Annotated in this window: 17 protein-coding genes; 8 read left to right on the top strand and 9 right to left on the bottom strand. The window is 68.3% G+C overall.

The window, feature by feature from the left end; all coding sequences use genetic code 11:
- Nucleotides 1-74: 74 nt before the first annotated feature.
- The 8 genes from OH491_RS13255 to OH491_RS13220 all read right to left on the bottom strand — a co-directional run bounded on the left by OH491_RS13255 (nucleotide 75) and on the right by OH491_RS13220 (nucleotide 8,156).
- A complete protein-coding gene (locus OH491_RS13255) occupies nucleotides 75-2,441 on the bottom strand; it encodes an MMPL family transporter (RefSeq protein ID WP_342751057.1) in 2,367 nt (788 codons plus the stop codon).
- Nucleotides 2,442-2,451: 10 nt separating this feature from the next.
- Nucleotides 2,452-3,111 (bottom strand): outer membrane lipoprotein carrier protein LolA, encoded by a 660-nt coding sequence (locus OH491_RS13250; protein WP_068770839.1) that lies wholly within the window; start codon nucleotides 3,109-3,111, stop codon nucleotides 2,452-2,454.
- A gap of 45 nt (nucleotides 3,112-3,156) precedes the next feature.
- Nucleotides 3,157-3,927, bottom strand: a complete 771-nt coding sequence (locus OH491_RS13245; RefSeq protein WP_068770840.1) for a glycosyltransferase family 2 protein — start codon at nucleotides 3,925-3,927, stop codon at nucleotides 3,157-3,159.
- 229 nt (nucleotides 3,928-4,156) lie between these two features.
- Nucleotides 4,157-4,930: a lysophospholipid acyltransferase family protein gene (locus OH491_RS13240; protein WP_068770841.1), complete on the bottom strand. Its 774-nt coding sequence runs from the start codon at nucleotides 4,928-4,930 to the stop codon at nucleotides 4,157-4,159.
- 136 nt (nucleotides 4,931-5,066) lie between these two features.
- Entirely contained in the window at nucleotides 5,067-6,014 is a 948-nt protein-coding gene (locus OH491_RS13235; RefSeq protein ID WP_068770842.1) for a hypothetical protein, read from the bottom strand.
- Nucleotides 6,011-6,709 (bottom strand): hypothetical protein, encoded by a 699-nt coding sequence (locus OH491_RS13230; RefSeq protein ID WP_068770843.1) that lies wholly within the window; start codon nucleotides 6,707-6,709, stop codon nucleotides 6,011-6,013. Before OH491_RS13230 ends, OH491_RS13235 begins: the two co-directional genes overlap by 4 nt.
- Nucleotides 6,702-7,811, bottom strand: coding sequence for a hypothetical protein (locus OH491_RS13225; RefSeq protein ID WP_068770844.1), 1,110 nt, complete (start codon nucleotides 7,809-7,811; stop codon nucleotides 6,702-6,704). Before OH491_RS13225 ends, OH491_RS13230 begins: the two co-directional genes overlap by 8 nt.
- A 69-nt stretch (nucleotides 7,812-7,880) precedes the next feature.
- Nucleotides 7,881-8,156 carry a phosphopantetheine-binding protein gene (locus OH491_RS13220; protein ID WP_068770845.1) on the bottom strand — a complete coding sequence of 92 codons (276 nt, stop codon included), beginning with the start codon at nucleotides 8,154-8,156 and terminating at the stop codon, nucleotides 7,881-7,883.
- 127 nt (nucleotides 8,157-8,283) lie between these two features.
- Between OH491_RS13220 and OH491_RS13215 the strand changes: the two genes are divergently transcribed.
- Complete coding sequence (locus tag OH491_RS13215; protein ID WP_068770846.1) at nucleotides 8,284-9,036, top strand: 5'-methylthioadenosine/adenosylhomocysteine nucleosidase; 753 nt, start codon at nucleotides 8,284-8,286, stop codon at nucleotides 9,034-9,036.
- A gap of 200 nt (nucleotides 9,037-9,236) precedes the next feature.
- Here OH491_RS13215 and OH491_RS13210 read toward each other — a convergent pair whose 3' ends face one another.
- A complete protein-coding gene (locus OH491_RS13210) occupies nucleotides 9,237-9,644 on the bottom strand; it encodes an Hsp20/alpha crystallin family protein (protein WP_068770847.1) in 408 nt (135 codons plus the stop codon).
- Between the two features lie 313 nt (nucleotides 9,645-9,957).
- Between OH491_RS13210 and OH491_RS13205 the strand changes: the two genes are divergently transcribed.
- From OH491_RS13205 to OH491_RS13175, 7 genes are all read left to right on the top strand, one after another.
- Entirely contained in the window at nucleotides 9,958-10,332 is a 375-nt protein-coding gene (locus OH491_RS13205) for a nucleotide pyrophosphohydrolase (protein ID WP_068770848.1), read from the top strand.
- Nucleotides 10,333-10,496: 164 nt separating this feature from the next.
- The gene (locus OH491_RS13200; RefSeq protein ID WP_068771156.1) at nucleotides 10,497-11,942 is read left to right on the top strand and encodes a sigma-54-dependent transcriptional regulator; all 1,446 of its coding nucleotides are present in this window, start codon (nucleotides 10,497-10,499) and stop codon (nucleotides 11,940-11,942) included.
- Between the two features lie 235 nt (nucleotides 11,943-12,177).
- Complete coding sequence (locus OH491_RS13195; protein ID WP_068770849.1) at nucleotides 12,178-14,094, top strand: hypothetical protein; 1,917 nt, start codon at nucleotides 12,178-12,180, stop codon at nucleotides 14,092-14,094.
- Between the two features lie 204 nt (nucleotides 14,095-14,298).
- A complete protein-coding gene (gene holA / locus OH491_RS13190; RefSeq protein WP_342751056.1) occupies nucleotides 14,299-15,408 on the top strand; it encodes a DNA polymerase III subunit delta in 1,110 nt (369 codons plus the stop codon).
- A gap of 76 nt (nucleotides 15,409-15,484) precedes the next feature.
- Nucleotides 15,485-16,438, top strand: coding sequence for a helix-turn-helix transcriptional regulator (locus tag OH491_RS13185; RefSeq protein ID WP_068770851.1), 954 nt, complete (start codon nucleotides 15,485-15,487; stop codon nucleotides 16,436-16,438).
- Between the two features lie 35 nt (nucleotides 16,439-16,473).
- Nucleotides 16,474-16,803 carry a nuclear transport factor 2 family protein gene (locus OH491_RS13180; RefSeq protein ID WP_068770852.1) on the top strand — a complete coding sequence of 110 codons (330 nt, stop codon included), beginning with the start codon at nucleotides 16,474-16,476 and terminating at the stop codon, nucleotides 16,801-16,803.
- Nucleotides 16,804-16,828: 25 nt separating this feature from the next.
- A complete protein-coding gene (locus OH491_RS13175; protein WP_342751055.1) occupies nucleotides 16,829-17,614 on the top strand; it encodes an SDR family oxidoreductase in 786 nt (261 codons plus the stop codon).
- Nucleotides 17,615-17,723: the final 109 nt, after the last annotated feature.

Genomic DNA, 17,723 nt, shown 5'->3' with positions numbered 1-17,723 from the left:
GTCCGTCTGTATCCTTGTTTCAGATACATCCGGCGCGTTCCCCGCGCGGCACTGGCACATGTGTTCGTCGCTCATCATTTCACATTATTCATTCTGCATTTTTCATTAGCCTTGGCGCACCGCGCCACGCGTTTCAACTCCACGATTGCGAGCGCGCCCAGCACAATCAGCGCCACCGTGGAGCCCAGCGCCTTCACCACCGGGATGTGGCTCAGCGCCAGCACCCCGAACGAGGCGGCCGTGCTCAGCGCAGACAGCCGGATGGACGGCGGCGGCTCCTCGCCCCGGGCATCGTTTTCCGCGGCGAAAATCGCGTAGTTATGGCTCAGGCAGACACCGAGAAACGCGCCCAGCAGATGAAACAGGTTCAAGGTCTGCCCCGCCAGCCCGAGCACGCCGAACGCAAACAGGCACGACCCTACCGGCGTCGCGAAAATCCGCGTGCCGCGCCCCACGCCGTAAATCACCCACATGCTCAGCCCTACCAGCGCCAGCCCGAGCGCGCTCAGGCGCAGCGCCGACACGCGATACCGCGCAAACAGGCGGTTCAGCGTCTCCAGCTGATCGAGGCTGATGGTGCCCAGCTCCGCCGGCGGCTCCGCGCCCGGCGCGTGATTGGCCACGGTCAAAAACCAGCTTTCGCCCGGCGTCGTTGACATCAACAGAGACATCCGCCCGCGCAACGCCCCCGCCAGCGCGCGCGTCGCGTCGTCGTAATTTTTCGCGGTCGTCATCCTCTTCCCCCACGCCGCGAAAAACGGCCCGAATCCCTCCGCGTCGAATTCCCGCCGCGCCAGCGCCGCGCGAAGTTTTTTGGCAAAATCCCCGCGCTCCAGCTCCGCCAGCCGCGCGTCCGCCGCGTCCCAATCCCCCGGCAACGGCAGCGCCTGCCCCAGCGACGCCGCCGCGCTCCCCGGAAACGCCTCGGCGTGCCACGCAAAAAACGTCTCCAGCGACTCCCGGGCCGCGCCCGGCGTCGCGCCGCGCGTCAGGTAAATCGTGCGCTGCGCCGATTCCCCGAACAACGCCCGCAGCTCCATCGCCTCGCGCCGCAGCTCCGGGGTCGGGATTTCCAGCTCGCGAATATTGTCGCGCCAATGCAGCAGCCACGGCCCGCCCAGCGCCGCCGCCGCGATGACGCCCAGCGCCACCCGCGCCGCCCCGCGCCCCCGCCGCGACGGACGCGCCTGCGCCCGGGCAAACGCCCGCGTCTGCATGAATGGCTCGCGCACCTGCGCGAACCACAGCAGCGCCGCCGCCAGCGCCGCCAGCAGCCCCGCGCTGACAAACACCCCGAGCTGGCGGATCAGCGGAAGGTCGGAGAACATCAGCAGCGAAAACCCGATGACCGTGGTCAGCGCGCTCCCCAGCAGCGGTTTCATCAGCCGGCGCGCCTTTTCGCTGTAGTGCTCACCCGGATACAACGGCGGCTGGAGATAAAGATAGAACCCGTAGTCGATCGCCACGCCCGCCAGCAGCGAGCCGATGACAAACACCAGCACGTGCACGCGCTCAAACGCCAGCGTCACGGCCACCCACGCCCCCAGCACCGCGCCCAGCACGACCGGCGCGAGGTGCAGCGCCTTCGGTATCCGCCGCAGGCAGACCGCCGCCACCCCGAGCACCGCCACGAGCGAAAGCGCGTTCAGCAGCGACATCTCATGCTGGATGCGGCGGCTGTTTTCCTCCACGAACCGCGCGATGCCCGTCCACCGCAGCGACACCCCCGGCTCCACCGCGCGCGCCGCCGCCAGCGCCGTCTCCACGGCCGCGAACACCGGCCCCTGTCCCGCCTCGTCCATCGGCTTGTCGCGCGTCAGCGCCCACACCAGCGACATTCCCGCCGGCGCCGCCGGCTCCCCGCCGAGCGCCATCACCTTTTCCACCAGTCCCGGCAGCAGCAGCAACGGGTCCGCCGGCAGCACCTCCTGAAACGCCAGGGCCTCCGGCCGGGCCAGAAACGCCTCCAGTTCCGCCGCCGTCCGTTCCGCCAGCCAGGCGGGAAAATCCGCCGCCGCCGTTTCCGTCGCCGACTCGAACTCCCGCCGCTTCTCCGCCAGCCAGCCGGGCAGCAACAGCTCCATGCGCTGCTCGAAAATCTGCCGGCCCAGCGCGTCGCGCGAACGGGTGTCGCCCGCCATCTCCACCTCGGCAAACGCCGGCGACGCGCGCAGCGCGCCCGCGAACGCCTCCGCCGCTTCGCCCGCGCGCGCGCTTCCCTCCGGCGCGCGCAACGCGAACAACGCCACCCGCGCCTGCTTCTCGTTCGCCAGCGAGCGCACCACCGCCAGTTCCGCCGCGCGTTCCCCGCTCGGGACGAGGTCGAGGAGATCATGCGAAATCTTTCGCGAAAAATCCAACGACCACAGCCACGCCCCGCCCACAACCGCCCCGGTCAGGAGCAGGGCGCGCGCGAGCCATTTCTGTTTCAGGGGATTCATTGCTTGTCGCTCACCTGAAAAATCTCCGCGCGTCCTCCTCCGAGAACGTCACGCCTGTGTCGGCGGTTTTGATGATGACCACGATGCGCTGCCTGGCCGAGTGGCGAAATTCCAGCCGCCGCACCGTCGTGCCGATGCCGGTCACGACCAGGCTGCCCAGCGTGCGCGCCAGTTCGCGGTCGCGCGGCACAAAATCCAGGCGCCAGTCGTTTCCGTCGCGCGCCGCGTGCAGATAAAAATCCTCCCGCAGTTTTTCCAGGTCGAACTGCATCACCGGCAGCAACGCCGCCGACAGCCCCGCCGCGCGCGCTTCGGTTTTGATCTCGCGCGTCCGCCCCTTTGCGTCGCGCATCAGCAGGCCCGCGTCGTCCACCACGAGCAACTGCTCCTCGGGCTCCGTGTAATGCAGGCTCAGCCCGCGGCCCGGCAGCAGACGCATCTCGCCTTGAAGCACGGTCGGCGTCTTGCGCATGGAAAACCAGCGCTCCTCGGTGAAGGTGGACATCATCGCGCCCTTCGCCGCGAGCGCGGAAAACAACCAGCGCCACTCGCCGTCGTTCCGGCCCGCCTCGATGACCGGCCCCGGTTCCGCTGGCGGCGCGGCGCGCACGATGGCGGCGAGCAGCAGAAGGATGACGAGAACGGGGCGGAGCGATGGAAGTTTGGTCATGGGTGACGCTGGGATTTTGGTATTTGAGAAACCTGACATCGAAAATCATTTCCTCTTCCTTTGCGCGCGCCGCGCCGCCGGCCATTGCCACAACAGCAGCGCGGCGATGAGCCGCGTGTGCAGCCAGGCCATGCGGATGTTGTCGCGCACGTAATGAAAGTGCGACACGCCGCCATCCGCGCGCGACAGGTAGCGGCACGCCGCCGGAATGTTCACCGTGGGCACGCCCGCCCAGAACAAACGCACCGCCATCTCGGGATCGAAGTCGTAGCGCCGCGCAAACCGCGTGCGCCTCATCACGCGCACGAGCGGCGCGACGGGATACACCCGAAAACCGAACAACGGATCGTCGATGCCGCCGCCGAGGCACTCGCAATGCACCAGCCCGACGCTGAGCCTGCGCCCCTTCAGCCGCACCGGCGGCGCCTCCGGGCCGAACACCGGGCGTCCCAGCACGAGCGCGGACGGCTCGCGCAGCGAGGCTGTCATGAAATCCTGGATACGGCCGGCCGGGTGCTGCCCGTCGGCGTCCATCACGAGCACGTGGGAAAACCCCTTCGCCGCCGCCAGCTCCGCGCCTTCGAGCACGGCCGCCCCCTTGCCCCCGTTCTTCGCGCGCATGATGACGCGCAAGCCCGGCTCCTCCAGCGCAAGCCGCGCGACGGCCTCGGCGCTGCCGTCGTTGCTGCCGTCAACCACCACCCAGACCGGACGCCAGTGCGCCAGCGCGCCGCGCACCGTGGAAAGCAGCAGCTCCGCCCCGGTGTTGTAACTCGGGACAAGGACAAGATGCGTGCTGGAAACGGGAGGGTTCATGCGGGAAGACAGTTCTCTTGCTCGTCCTCTTTTTGGTTTTCGCACTGTTTCGAGAACGAGCAACACCACTTACGAATGAGAATGGCACTATGAGACGTCATGAGTGGTAGGGCGAGGCGTCCCGCCGAGCCGTTGGCGGATTGCGGCTCGGCGGGACGCCTCGCCCTACCTGAAGGGACAAGCTTGTTCGTAAATGGCATAAGAGAACGATAAAATGTCGGTGATGCGCTCATCGCCCGGCCTCCTTTACCAGTTCCCCGCGCAAATACGCCTCGATTTCAGCGGTCAATGCCGCCGCCGGCTTTCGCGGGTCATGCGGCCACTCGCGGTCGAGCGCAAATTCCAGCGTGGCCGGCAGCACCGCCGGCGGCTTCCACCACGCGCGTCCGCGCGGCACGAGCCCGCGCGAACTGCGGATGCGCACGAGTCGCACCGCCGCGCCGGCGCGGTTGGCGATGAGCGCAAAGCCGGGCTTGAGCGGGTTCAGCGCCGCGCCCGCGTCGGTGCGCGTGCCTTCGGGGAAAATGAGCAGCGAAAGCCCGCCGGCGATTCGCTCCGCGAGATCGCGCACGAGGTCGATGCCGCCCGTGCCCGAGGCGTGCCCGCCCACGATCGCCGCCGGGCCGATGGCCGGATTGCGCATGAGCGCGGGTTTGAAAATGCAAACGGTGTCGGCGGGCAGCCGCGCGAGCAAAATGGGCGCGTCAACCAGCGTCGGATGATTCGCGATGAACACCGTGCCGGGGCGGGCCGCCGGCGCCGCCGCCGGCCTCGCGAAACCGCGCCATGTGATGCGCAGCATGCGGCTGGTGCGAAACCAGAACACCCATTGGCGGAACAGCACGCGCACCGCGCGGCGCGCGAGGCGGTTCACCCGCGGGGATTGCCGCCACGGCAGCAACGGCAGGCTGAGCAGGTTCACGGCGCATCCGCCGAGGCCGAACCAGGCCCACGAGGCATAGTAGGCGAGGGCATAATAAATGCATGCGATACGGCGGGTCATGGCGCGGGCCGACCTCCCCGCCCGTGCTCTTTCCTCTTTATTCTTTCTCTTTCCTCTTTCTCCAAAAAAACGCGGAGAGGAGAGAAAGAGGAAAGAGAAAGAATAAAGAGGGAAGAACAAGGCGCGACGACGGCGCTCATCTGTTTTCTCCTCCTTGTCCGCCCGCCGCAGCCCCCTCCGCCACCGGATTCAGCGGAATGAAATTAAACCACTGCCACGGATCGGAGTGCAGCAGGGCTTCGAGCCTGCCCAGAAACGCCTGGAAATGCGCGTGCGCCCGGCGCATCGCGGCGGCGCGCGGCTCGCCTTCGACGGGATCGAAGCGCGGCGACGCGTGCAGCACCGCCGCCGCCGGCCCGCTCGGCATGCCGACGGCGAGAATCACGGGCCGGTTGAAGATAAGCGCGAGGTTGTAGATGGTCACCGGAAACAGCCGCCGCGCGCCGAGAAACTCAAACGCCGCCGTGCGCGCGCTGAACTCCACGCGGTCGCAATGCATCACGATGGCCGCGGACGAATCGGCGGCGACCTTCAGCGCGTAGAGCGCCTCCTGCGGCTCGTTGATCCAGATGAATTTCAGGCGCTCGCCGAAACGCTCGGCGAGCTTGTCGGTGTCGTGCGAGTTGCCCACGCGCTGCCGCACGATGCGCACGGCAAGGTGCTCGTAGCCGCCGATCTGGCAGCCCTGCAAATCCGACGCGCCCACGTGAAACGAGCCGATCAGCACACGTCCGCCGTGCTCGAGCCACGCCTTGAAATCCGCCGTGTCCGGCCCGAAGGTCGTGCGGTAATCGCGGCCGCCGGCGACGCGGAGGCGGTCCATCAGCATTTCCTCGAACGCGAAAAAATGCCGGAAGACCTCGCGCCAGGCCGGTCGCCGGCCGAGCACGATGGAAAGATATTCGCGCGAGTGGCGGCGCTCGGCGGGCATGCGCGTCATCGCGATGAGCGTGCCGAGCGCGCGCAGCGGCTTGTAGATGCGCTCGGGCAGCACGCGGTCCGCCGCGCGCAGGAAACGATAGCCCCAGCTCGGCCCGGGATTGCGGCGCGCGGGGGCATGAGGAGTGGCGGAGGAAGCGTTCATGCGTCGCTCCAGGTGAGACGCAGCCGCCAGCCGGGCGCGGCGATGCCGTCGAAGTTTTTCCGCCCGTGCAGCAACGCGAACCACTCCGCGGGCGCAAGCCCCGCCGCCGGTTCATCCGCGGGCGCGAGCATGACGCGGCCAAGCGCCCTCTCCGCATGCGCCGCATTTTCATTTGTATCCGATTTATTGATACCCAGCAGCGCCAGCGCATACGCGAAGGTCGCGCCGGCCGCCGCGCCGACCTCGCGCAGCCACGTGCCCCGCTCCTCACCGCCGCAAAGCACCACGCGCGGCGCCGGGGAAAGCATCGCGGCCAGCAGCGCCTGCCCCGGCAGAAACGCGCCGCCCGCCATCGGAAAAAATTCGCGCACCGGCTGCGCGCGGCGGATCATGCCCTGCTGCACCGCGCCGGGATGGATCGAGGTCTGGAAACCCGTCGGGCTCGCGGCCGGAAAACTTTCCAGGAACGACTCCAGCGTGCGCCCCTCGCCGAATTGCGTGGCGTAGATGATGGCGTCGTCCGCGCCCGGCTCCACGCGCGCGAGCGCCGCGCTCACGAGCATGCCGAGCTGCGTCATGCGCCGCGCCGCGCCGGGCGGGAAGCACGCCTTCAGGCGTTCGCGCGTGGCGGACGGCTCCTCGTCTCCGGCGCAGGCGGAGTCGGTATGGAGGGCGGTGATGAGGCGTTCAAACATGATGAAGAAGCAGCGCCGCGTGCGCGCCGCCGAAAGCGTTGCTCGCGCAAACGACGCCGTCGCTCGCGCCGGTGTCGATGGCGTCGAGCGCCACGTGATCCGCAAACGCGGGCGCCGCGCCGCCGGCCACGCCGGGCGCGCGCCCGCCGCGCATCGCCGCCGCCGCCACCGCCAGCTCGACCAGCCCGCAACTGCCGAGCGTGTGCCCCAGCCCGCCTTTCCAGCCGGTGAGCCGCGCGCCGGGAAACGCCGCCGCCACCGCCGCGGTTTCGAGCCGGCCCGCCTCCAGCGTGCCGGTGCCGTGCCCCTTCACCCAGAGGTTGCGCAGGCCGCGCTCCGCCGCCGCGCGCGCCACGGGCGCGAACGCCGTCGCGAACCCCGCGCCGTCGGGCTGGTTCGCCGTGGCGTGAAACATCTCGTTGTGCAGCGCGTGCGCGCCGAGCGCGAAGTCGCCGCGGTCGCGCGCCACGATCGCGAACGCCGCGCCGTCGCCGAGCCCGATGGAGCCGGTCGCGCGCTCGCAGTAGGGCGCGGGGAAATCGGCGTTGAGGATTTTCAGCGCGTGAAAACCCCCCGCCACAAACGGGCTCAAAAAGTCATACGACACCACCAGCGCCTCGTCCGCCGCGCCGCTCCCGACCAGCCGCGCGGCGTGCAGCAGGCCGAGGTGCGCCGACACGCACGCATGCGAAAACACCGTGACATTTTCGCCCCAGCCGCACGCCCCGCGCACCAGCGCGACCGAGCCGTGCGTGGAGCCATGCGGCGTGTGCGCCGCGTCGCCCGAGCGCCGAAACGCGTAGAGGCTGCCCACGCCGAAGTTGCTGCTCGTCACGCAAACCGGCCGCCGGGCCGCGCCCCAGTCCGGCCCGCAAACCGGCGCGAGAAACCCGCGCAGCGCCGCCAGCCACGCGGGCGGCGCGGTCTCGTCGAGCGCGCGCCCCGGCAGCAGCGCCAGCGGCACCGCGTCGCCGCCCTCGCGCCCGAGCACCGGCGTCGCGCGCAACGCGCTTTTCCCGCGCAGCAACGCCGCGAGCGTGTCCGCCGTCCCGCCGAAAGGCGTGAGGCATTCGCAGGCGGCGAGGCGGACGGGGGCGGGCATGGCGTGGTTGGCGGCGGCGATTTTTTGCGGCGGCGCGATTTGAGTCGGATTAAGTCGATCAAAATCGACTTAATCCGAGGCGGCACCGCCGGAGCGTTCGCGGATGAAATCGGCGAGCGCCTTGACGCTGGCGAGGGCGGCCTTGGATTCCTCGCTGCTGCTGATTTTGATGCCGAATTCCTTCTCGAGCTTCACGACGAGCTCGAGCGCGTCGATGGAATCGAGCGCGAGCCCGGAGCCGATGAGCGGCGCGTTTTCGTCGATTTCATCGGGGTTGATGTCCTCAAGGTTGAGGGTTTCCACGATAAGGTGTTTGAGGCGGGTGATGAGCGGGTCGCTGGACATGTCAGGAAGATGCAAAAAGGTGAATTTCCACCGTCTCGTCCGCAAGCCCGGAAACAAGGCAAATCGCGCGCGCCCAAGCGTTGGCGCGTTGACTCGGCGCCTTTCCGATTCGCAGATTCGACCTGATATGAAATTTGGCATTCTCGGCGCGCTGCCCCAGGAGGTGGCCTTGATCAAACGCTGCATGACGGCGCACCGGAGCGTCGTGGTCGGCACGCGGACATTCCATGAGGGCGAGTGGGGCGGGCGGCGCATCGTGCTGGCCTTGTCGCGCGTCGGAAAAGTCTCCGCGGCCCTGACCACCACGCTGTTGCTGGAGCGGTTCGGCGTGGATCGCGTCATTTTCACCGGCGTGGCCGGCGCGCTCGACCCGAGGCTGCGCCCGGGCGACGTGGTGATCGCCGACCGGCTCTTGCAACACGACATGGATGCGCGCCCGATTTTCCCGCGTTTCGAGGTGCCGCTGCTCAATCGCTCCGAGTTTCCCGCCGCGCTTGCGCCCGAGGCCGAGGCCGCCGCGCGCGCCTACATCGCGGGCGCGCTGGAGGCGGAGATTCCGGCGGAGCGGCGGGCGGCCTTCGGCATCGCCACGCCGTCGGTCCGGCGGGGGCTGGTGATCAGCGGCGACCAGTTCGTGGGCGGGGCCGCGCAGGCGGCGGCGCTGCGCGGCTTGCAGCCGGACGCGCTCGGCGTCGAGATGGAGGGCGCGGCGGTGGCGCAGGTCTGCCACGAGATGGGCGGCGTGCCGGCGGCGATTGTCCGCGTGATCTCCGACCGCGCGGACGGCTCGGCTGCGGTCGATTTCCAGCGGTTCGTCGATGACATCGCCGAATACCTCACCGGCGGCATCGTGCGCGTGATGTTGGAACGCAGTGCATAGGCCGGTGCCGACGGCACCGGCAAATTCCAAATCACGAAATCCCAAATCCCAAAAAAATTCCAAATTTTAAAATTTCAAATTTCAAAAAAAACAGAACCGCGCCGGCGGCATGCGCCTTTGGAATTTCGGTCTTTTGGAATTTGAGATTTTTTGGGCTTTGGAATTTCGTGATTTGGGATTTGCCGGCGCTGCGCGCCGGCTCACGCCGCGAAGCAGTGGCGGAGCACCGGCGCGATGGCGGGCGCGGGCGCGCGCCGCGGCAGCGCGATCGTGAGGATGCCGCGGTTCAGTTCCGCCGCGATGCCGTCGTGATCGTAGCCGTGGCCGATGCGCAGCCTGAGCATGTAGTCGCGTTGCGCGTTTTCCAGGTGGAGCGCCTTCCAGTTGTCGCGCACAAAACGGGTCTTGCGGGCGATCACGGTGAGGTCGGGGCCGCGCGCGGTGATCTCCACGCCGGCCGCATCAACCCCGGGCACATAAACCGTGAGCCGCATCGTGTCGTCCTGTTCCGTGCAGTCGTAGTGAGGGCTTCGGAACGATTTGTCCGAAGACTCGTGGGCGCGACTGGAGGCGGTGGCGGTGTTGAGCGGATGGATCATGGTATGCATGGCGGTTGACTCGTGCTCTTCTTGTGAAAGGCCGGGCTTAAAAAAATGGGCTAAACTGTTTCCGTGCTTGCGGAGTGTTTAGGCCTCAAAGCCCGTGCCGGTGGATCGTTTCGTCCATTTGACAATGGCCTGCTGCATCTGGGCGCGGGCACACACGACCTTCGTAAACGAAGCGTCGGCGCAAGCGCGAAGATGTTGGTGATGCAGACTCATGTAATGAACGTTGCGGATGCATCTCAGCAGGTGCCGGGCCAACCGCCAAGATTTAATTTTCGTTTTGTGACGATTTCGTCCATGCTTTACAACCAGACCAATGAATGCCCTCTCCGACTCGACTACGACACTGGCGGAACTGAAGGCTCGCGTGCTGGCCTTTGCGCGCGAACGCGAATGGGAGCAGTTTCACGCCCCCAAGAACCTGAGCATGGCGCTCGCCGCCGAGGCCGGCGAGTTGATGGAGCACTTCTTGTGGAGCACCCCGGAGGCATCGCGCGCCGTCGCGCGCGACGAGGCGCGGCGCAAAAAAATCGAGGAGGAACTGGCCGACGTCGTGATCTACGCGCTGGAGTTCGCCAACATGACCGGCATGGACGTGGCCGCCGTGATCGAGGCAAAGATGTCCGCCAACGCCAAAAAATACCCCGTCGAAAAAGCGCGCGGGCGCTCGGACAAATACACGGAGCTGTGAGGGGAAAAATTACGATTTACGATGGACGATTTACGATTTGGGCGCAGCCGCGCCATGCGCATGACGGCGCGGCTGCGCCCTCAAATCGTACATCGTAATCAGTAAATCGTAATTTCCTCGCGGGGCTTGACCGCGCCGCCCGGGGCGGCGTGAATAGGGGCGCCATGGTGCCGAGCGTCCTCATCGTCGATGACGAGAAACATACCCGCGAAGGGCTGCAACAGGCGTTGGAAGACAACTTCGATGTCTCCGTCGCCGGCAGCGCCGACGAGGCGGCCAACCTCATGGACGCGCAGGAGTTCGACGTCATCGTCACCGACCTGCGCATGCCGGGCAAATCGGGCCTGCGCGTGATCGACCGCGCGCTCGCACTGCCGAACAAGCCCGCCGTCATCATGATGACCGCCTACGGCAACATCGAGACCGCCGTCGAGGCGATGAAGCGCGGCGCGGTCGATTTTCTCACCAAGCCGGTCAACATCGAGCGCCTCGAGGTGCTCATCCAGCGCGCGCTCAAGACCAAGACGCTCGAAATCGAGGTCAAACAACTGCACGAGCGGCTCGACGAGAAATACAACTTCGATGGCATCGTCGGCAATTCGCAGGCGCTGAAGGACGTGATCGACCGCGTGCGGCTCGTCGCGCCTTCGCGCGCCACCATCCTCGTCGAGGGCGAGTCGGGCACGGGCAAGGAGCTCGTGGCGCAGGCCGTCCACCAGTCGAGCCCGCGCGCGCGCGCGCCGTTTGTCGCGGTGCACTGCGCGGCGTTGTCGGAGAACCTGCTGGAGAGCGAGATTTTCGGGCACGAGCGCGGCGCGTTCACCGGCGCGACGGAGCGGCGCGTGGGGCGTTTCGAGGCGGCGGATGGCGGCACCTTGTTTCTCGACGAGATCGGCGAGATCTCGGCCTCCACGCAGGTGAAGCTGCTGCGTTTTCTGGAGACCAAGACCATCGAGCGCGTGGGCGGCACGAAGCCCATCCAGCTCGACGTGCGGCTGGTGGCGGCGACGAACCGCACCTTGGAGCAGATGGTGCGCGAGGGGAAGTTTCGCGAGGATTTGTTTTTCCGCCTGAACGTGGTGCGCATCACGATGCCGCCGCTGCGCGTCCGTCCCGACGACATCCCGCTGCTGCTGGCGCATTACATCGCGCAATTCAGCAAGGAAAATGCCGTGCCGCCGCTCACCGTCGAGCCGGGCGCGCTGCGTTATTTGCAGGCGTATCCGTGGCCGGGCAACATCCGCGAGCTGCGCAATTTCGTGGAAAACGCGGTCGTGCTGCACCGCGGCGGCAAGCTCACGGAGTTCGATCTGGAGCCGCGTTTCCGCGGCGAGGCCCCGGCATTGATGCTGCCGTCGGCGGCCGGCGCGGGGGCGGACACGGCGGGGATGCCCGCTCCCGCGGACAATGCCGGCAGGATGCCGGCGCTCCCGGCGGGCGCTGCGGGCGCCTCGCTGTCGGTGGAGGAAAACGAGAAGCGGCTGCTGCGCGAGGCGTTGCTGAAGGCGCGCGGCAACCGCACGCGCGCGGCCGGACTCATGGGCATCAGCCGCCGCACGCTGCACCGCAAGCTCGCGCAATGGCCGGAACTCGACGTGATCGATCGATGAGGGCCGCGGGCAAAATGCGCGGCGGACGAAGGACGTGGCCTCGCCTCGTAGCGCAGGCATCCTGCCTGCCGTCCCCAAGCGGCGGCGCGCAGCGCGGTGGTTTTCAAGTCAGCGGCGCTTCGCGCCGGGAAACGACGGCAGGCAGGATGCCTGCGCTACGAGATCCGGCGGCTCCGCCGTCCAAACGGCTGGAGGCCGCCTGCTTTTTCGCAGGCCGCGATGCTCGCGCCACGCCATGAGCGCGCGTTCGCTTCAGGAATGGGTGCACTGGCTGGAAGTGGGCGACGGGACGCTCTGGCTGCGGCGCGCCGCGTTTGTGGCGGGCGTGCTGATTTTGTCAGGATTGGTCGGATACAAACAATTCCGCGGACCGGCATCGGAGGAAACGCTCGCGCAGGCGGCGATGGCACGGCAGCTCGCGGAGGGACGCGGGTTCTCCACGCCGGTGAATTATCCGCAGACGGCGGCCTGGGCGCGGGAGCGTTTCGAGCCGGGCGCGGAGGCGGCGCTGCCGGAGCTGCATCACGCGCCGCTCTATCCGCTGGTCATCGCGGGGGCGTTGAAGGTTTTTCCGGCGGAGACGCGCGCGGGGTTGTTCGGCCGGGCGCCCGAGCCGCCGAACGGATTTCGGGCGGACTACGTGCTGCTCGCGCTGAACGTGCTGCTGCTTTGGTGCGCGGCGTGGCAGACGTGGCGGCTGGCGCGGCGGTGGTTTGACGCGCCGACGGCGTGGGTGGCGATGGGCGCGATGCTGGTGTCGGCCCCGGTCTGGCAGGCGACGGTGGCGGTAAATGGAGCGCCGCTGGCGATGGTATTGTTGCTCGCGCTGTTTCAAATCGAAGCGGCGGCGGATCGGGTGGCACGGGCGTCTCGCCCGTGCTTCGCGGGGCAATCGCTCGAAAACATGGGCGGGTCGCCCATGCCACACAATCCCACGGGCGGGACGCCCGTGCCACCCGACCCGCGCAGACGGGATGCGCGTGCCGCATCCGTCCTGCCGGCGGCGGGCGCGGGCGTGGTGTGCGGACTGCTGTTTTTGACCGACTACGCGGCGCTGGCGGTGCTGCCGGTGGCGCTCGCGGGGGCATGGCGGCGCCGCGCGGGAGCGCGCACGGCGGCGGTGCTGCTGGCGGCGTTTGCGGTCGTGGCGGGGCCGTGGGTCGGACGCAACATCGCGCTGACGGGCAATCCGCTGGCGTTTGCGTGGCAGGGTGTGGCGTTGAAGGCGGGTGATCCGACTGCCGAGCCCGCGACCGTGCGGGCGACCTTCTCGCCCGATGCGCCGCGCATCGACGTGGCGAAGCTGGGCAACAAGGTGCTCACGAGCCTGCAACGCGGCCTGGGCGTGGAGGCGTGGAGCGGCGGCGGTTTGTTGCTGACGGCGTTTTTTGTGGCGGGCTGCCTGTATCGGTTTCGCCGCGGGGAGGCGAATGGAGCGCGCTGGCTTTTCGTCGCGGCGCTGGGCGCGTGGGTGGTGGCGCGGGCGTTTCTCGACTCGGGCGAGGGGGAGCGTTCGCCGTGGGTGTGCGCGGCGCCGGTGATGGCGGTGTTTGGCGCGCGGTTTTTCACGGTGCTGGTGGCGAGCCACGCGACGCTCGGCGCGCACGCGGCGCGGGCGGCGTGGGTGTTGCTGGCGGTGCAGGCGCTGCCGCTCGCGCGCGAGCTGGCGGAGCCGCGCAAGCTGCATTTCAGCTACCCGCCGTATTATCCGGCGCTGTTCCAAGGCGTGGCGCGCCAGGTCGAAAGCGAGAGTGTCGCGGCCGCCATGTCCGGGCGCGAGGCGGGCTGGATGTGCGATGTGCCGGCGGGCGCGGCCTGGTATGGCGGCGGCGCGGCGGGAGGGGCGGGCGGACGCGTTTGGGCGCAGCCGGCGACGGTGCGCGATTTTCTGGAGGTCAATGCGCTGCAACCGCAGGCCGCGCTCGTGCTCACCCCGCACACGCTGGCGCGGCCGTTTTTCGCGGAGTTGGCGAAAGGCGGGGAGACGGCGGCGGCAGGCGAGACGGCCGCCTGGGCGCAGGTTTACCGCGGGTTGGCGACGGGGCGCGTGCCGCCGGGCTTTCCGCTTTCGCGGGCGGCGCGCGTGGCGGACGATTTGCATATCCTGATCAATCCCGCGCTCATGCCGCCGCCCGCGCCGGCACAGAGGTGATGCAAAGTATCGCCACGCCCTCTTTCCTCGTTCGTCAGGGACGAGCAGGGAGAAAGAGGAAAGAGAAAGAATAAAGAGGAAAGAGGGCGGCAGTGTGACATCCTTTGGATCGCACCATGTGCCTCCGCCTTTTGTGCCGTCGCCCCCGTCCCGCCTCCCGTCTTGTTACTTGCCACTTGTTACTTGTTACTTCTCCCTAGCGCCATGTCCTCGGCGAAGCCCTTCATCTTTGTCTGCGGCGCGGATGACTTTCTGGTCAACCGCGCGGGCAAAACGCGTTTCGGCGAACTGGCGCGCGAGGTCGAGGACGAGTTTTCCCGCGAGATGCTGAGCGGCTTCGCCAGTAATGTCGCCGAGGTCGAGGCCGCCGTGGGACGCTTTCGCGAGAGCGTGCAAACCGTGTCGATGTTCGGCGGCAGGCGTCTCGTGTGGCTGAAGGACGTGAACTTCCTCGCCGACACTCCGACCGGCCGCGCCGAGAGCACGCTCAAGGTCGTGGAGGATTTGCAGGAGCTGCTCGCCAAGGTGAATCCCGCCGAGGTGCTCGTGCTCATCACCGCCGCGCCCATCGACCGGCGGCGGGCGTTTTATAAATGGTGCGAGAAGACCGCCGACTTCGTGTTCACCGGCGGGACCGACACCGACAAAAATGCCGACGCGCTCGCCGGCGTCGTCATGGCCGAGGCGCGCGTGCTGGGCGTGACCTTCAGCGAAGGCGCGCTGCGCCTGCTGCTCGCGCGCGTGGGCCCCAACACCCGCCTGCTCATCGAGGAGACGCACAAGCTCGCCACCGCGCTTGACGAGGGCGCGGCCGTGATCGAGGAGCCGCTCGTGGACGAGCTCACGCCCAACGTCGCCGAGGGCGATTTCTTCGAGGCGGCGGAGGCGTTTTTCAGCGGCGACCTGAAATGGACGCTGGCCGCGCTGCACCGGCATTTTTTCGGCGGCGGCGACGCGCGCCCGGTCATCTCGTCGCTCCAAAATCGCAACCGCCTGCTGCTTCAGGTGCGCGCGCTGGTGGACGCGGGCGATTTGCGGCCCGGGCCGCGCGGCTTCAGCAAGGCCGACCTCGACCGCGCGGCGGAGACCTACGGGCGGCATTTCGCGGGTGCGACGGAGAAAAGCGCCTACAATCTCTTCACGCAGCATCCCTTTTACCTGGGCAAGCTGGCCGATGCCAAAAAACTCCCGGGCATGCGCCGCCTCATTGACAACCAGATGGAGCTGGTCAACGCCTTCGAAGAGATCATCCGCAGGCCGGCCGAGCAGGAGGATGTCCTGCGCGAGATGACCGTGCGTTGCCTGGGCGCATGAGCGGTCCCGCCGGGCCTTCCGGGCCGGACCGTTCGCCGGCATTGCCAACGCCCGCATTCTTCTGCACAACCCGGCCATGAACCGGGTGGACCGTTTGCTCGCCCAGATCCTTCTTCTGCAATCCAGGCGCGTGATCACGGCCGGCGAAATGGCCCGTCATTTCGGCTTGAGCGTGCGCACGGTCTACCGCGATCTGGCGGCGCTGGGCGAGGCGGGCGTGCCGATCGTGGCGGAAGCGGGCGTCGGTTATGCGCTGCGGCGCGGCTACCTGCTTCCGCCGGTCAATTTCACCCCGGGGGAGGCCCACGCGCTGGCGGTTGGCGGCCTGCTGGTCGAGCGCTTCACCGACGCCTCCGTCGCGACGCAGATGCGTTCGGCCGTGGCCAAGGTGAGGGCGGTGCTGCCCCGCGGCGAGCAGGACCGGCTGTCGAGGCTGGAGCGCGCCCTCGCGACCACGGCCAGTCCGCCGCGCCCGCCGCAGGCGTCGCTCGACCTGATCCAGCGGGCGCTGTCCGGACGGCAGGTGCTGCAATTTTTCTATCAGGGCGCGGGCAGGGACGGGCCCGAGCCGCGCACGGTCGAGCCGCAGGGGCTGATCCATTACCTCGAACGCTGGCACTTGATCGCCTGGTGCCGGACGCGCGGCGCGTATCGGGACTTCCGCACGGACCGGATGAGCGAGGTGCGGGTTGCCCGCGAAAATTTCGCGCCGCGGGCGGATTTCGACCTCGCCGGTTTCATGCGGGAGACGATGCCGGCGCCGACCCTGCAAGCCCGGATAAGATTCGCGCCGCTCGCGGCCGACCGGGTGAAACGCGAATGGTGGCAGGGCATCATGAATGAGCAGCCCGGCGAAAACGGCATCGTGTTCACGCTTGCCGCGGTGGAATGGGACCGGCTCGTCGGCTGGCTGCTCTCCTTCGGGACCGCCGCCACCGTGCTGTCCCCGGCCCGCTTGCGAAAACTGCTCGCGGACGCGGGCGCGGCGGCGGCGAGCCATCACAAAATCGCCCCGGGGCAACCCTGCTGACACAGGGCTGTCAGTGGCCTGTGGCAGAATGGGGCATGTCGATTTCACTCACTCCGCTCCTCGCTGCGTTTGTCGCAGCCCACAACCGCCACGACAGCGCGGCCTTGGCCGCCTGCTTCACCGACGACGCGCTCGTCCGCGACGAGGGCCACGAATACCGCGGCCGCCCGGCGATCGCGGCATGGTATGCCGACGTGAGCCGCAACTACCGCGCCGTGCTGGCCGTGGACGAAGTTTCGCCGCTTGACGACGGCGCCGTGCTGGCGGGCGAGGTCTCCGGCGACTTCGAGGGAAGCCCGGTCCGGCTTCGTTTTCGTTTCACCATCGAGGGCGGGAAAATCGCCGCGCTGGCCATCGCTCCCTGAAATGTCCGCCACCGTTTCTTCCGCCATGCCCATCGATCCCACCGAATTTGCCGGCAAGCGCGCGCTTGTCACCGGCGGCACCCGGGGAATCGGCGCCGCCATCGTCTGCCGTCTGGCCGCCGGCGGCGCCGATGTCATCGCGACCGCCCGTTCGCCCGCCCCGGGCCTGCCGCCGGGCGTCCGGTTTGTCGCCGCCGACATCGGCACCGCCGAAGGCGTCGGGGAGGTGGCCCGCGTCGTCGAGGAATGGCGGGGCGGAGTGGACATCCTCGTCAGCAATCTCGGCGGTTCGACCGCGCCCGGCGGAGGCGTGCTGGCGCTGACCGATGCGATGTGGCAGGAGACGCTGGAGCTGAACCTGCTTTCCGCGGTGCGGCTCGACCGCGCGCTGCTTCCCGCGATGCTGCGGCAGGCGGCGGGCGTGATCGTTCACATCACCTCCATCCAGCGCCGGCTGCCGTTGTTCGAGGCGACGCTGGCCTATGCCGCGGCCAAGGCGGCCCTGGCGACCTACAGCAAGGGCCTGGCCAACGAAGTCGGCCCGCGGGGCGTGCGGGTGAACACGGTGGCGCCGGGTTTTACGGAAACCGCCTCGGCGACCGGGTTGATCGCCCGGCTGGCGGCGGACGCCGGAGTCGACGAGACAACGGCGCGCCGGCAGTTGATGGATGCGCTCGGTGGCATCCCGCTGGGCCGGCCCAACCGCCCCGGGGAGGTGGCCGAGCTGGTGGCGTTCCTGGCCTCCGACCGCGCCTCGGCCATCACCGGCAGCGAATACGTCATCGACGGAGGCACGCTCCCGACGGTCTGACGCGATCCGCGTCCGGCCTTGTCCGTGGCCGCCCACATCGGAGGTCATAAGAGGCCGCGCTGGCGCGTGAGCGACTGGGAGCGTTCCTTCGTCCCGCTGTTTGAGCATC

The sequence above is a fragment of the Termitidicoccus mucosus genome (genome assembly GCF_038725785.1).
In the GTDB taxonomy this organism is placed as follows: domain Bacteria; phylum Verrucomicrobiota; class Verrucomicrobiia; order Opitutales; family Opitutaceae; genus Termitidicoccus; species Termitidicoccus mucosus.
This window is presented reverse-complemented; position numbering and strand designations above follow the sequence as displayed.

Coding starts and splice junctions, on each gene's coding strand:
- OH491_RS13205 (WP_068770848.1), top strand. CDS start 9,958: ATGAATGCCCTCTCCGACTCGACTACGACACTGGCGGAACTGAAGGCT.
- OH491_RS13210 (WP_068770847.1), bottom strand. CDS start 9,644: ATGCATACCATGATCCATCCGCTCAACACCGCCACCGCCTCCAGTCGC.
- OH491_RS13225 (WP_068770844.1), bottom strand. CDS start 7,811: ATGCCCGCCCCCGTCCGCCTCGCCGCCTGCGAATGCCTCACGCCTTTC.
- OH491_RS13200 (WP_068771156.1), top strand. CDS start 10,497: ATGGTGCCGAGCGTCCTCATCGTCGATGACGAGAAACATACCCGCGAA.
- OH491_RS13255 (WP_342751057.1), bottom strand. CDS start 2,441: ATGAATCCCCTGAAACAGAAATGGCTCGCGCGCGCCCTGCTCCTGACC.
- OH491_RS13245 (WP_068770840.1), bottom strand. CDS start 3,927: ATGAACCCTCCCGTTTCCAGCACGCATCTTGTCCTTGTCCCGAGTTAC.
- OH491_RS13230 (WP_068770843.1), bottom strand. CDS start 6,709: ATGTTTGAACGCCTCATCACCGCCCTCCATACCGACTCCGCCTGCGCC.
- OH491_RS13235 (WP_068770842.1), bottom strand. CDS start 6,014: ATGAACGCTTCCTCCGCCACTCCTCATGCCCCCGCGCGCCGCAATCCC.
- OH491_RS13175 (WP_342751055.1), top strand. CDS start 16,829: ATGCCCATCGATCCCACCGAATTTGCCGGCAAGCGCGCGCTTGTCACC.
- OH491_RS13220 (WP_068770845.1), bottom strand. CDS start 8,156: ATGTCCAGCGACCCGCTCATCACCCGCCTCAAACACCTTATCGTGGAA.
- OH491_RS13250 (WP_068770839.1), bottom strand. CDS start 3,111: ATGACCAAACTTCCATCGCTCCGCCCCGTTCTCGTCATCCTTCTGCTG.
- holA (WP_342751056.1), top strand. CDS start 14,299: ATGTCCTCGGCGAAGCCCTTCATCTTTGTCTGCGGCGCGGATGACTTT.
- OH491_RS13215 (WP_068770846.1), top strand. CDS start 8,284: ATGAAATTTGGCATTCTCGGCGCGCTGCCCCAGGAGGTGGCCTTGATC.
- OH491_RS13240 (WP_068770841.1), bottom strand. CDS start 4,930: ATGACCCGCCGTATCGCATGCATTTATTATGCCCTCGCCTACTATGCC.
- OH491_RS13185 (WP_068770851.1), top strand. CDS start 15,485: ATGAACCGGGTGGACCGTTTGCTCGCCCAGATCCTTCTTCTGCAATCC.
- OH491_RS13195 (WP_068770849.1), top strand. CDS start 12,178: ATGAGCGCGCGTTCGCTTCAGGAATGGGTGCACTGGCTGGAAGTGGGC.
- OH491_RS13180 (WP_068770852.1), top strand. CDS start 16,474: ATGTCGATTTCACTCACTCCGCTCCTCGCTGCGTTTGTCGCAGCCCAC.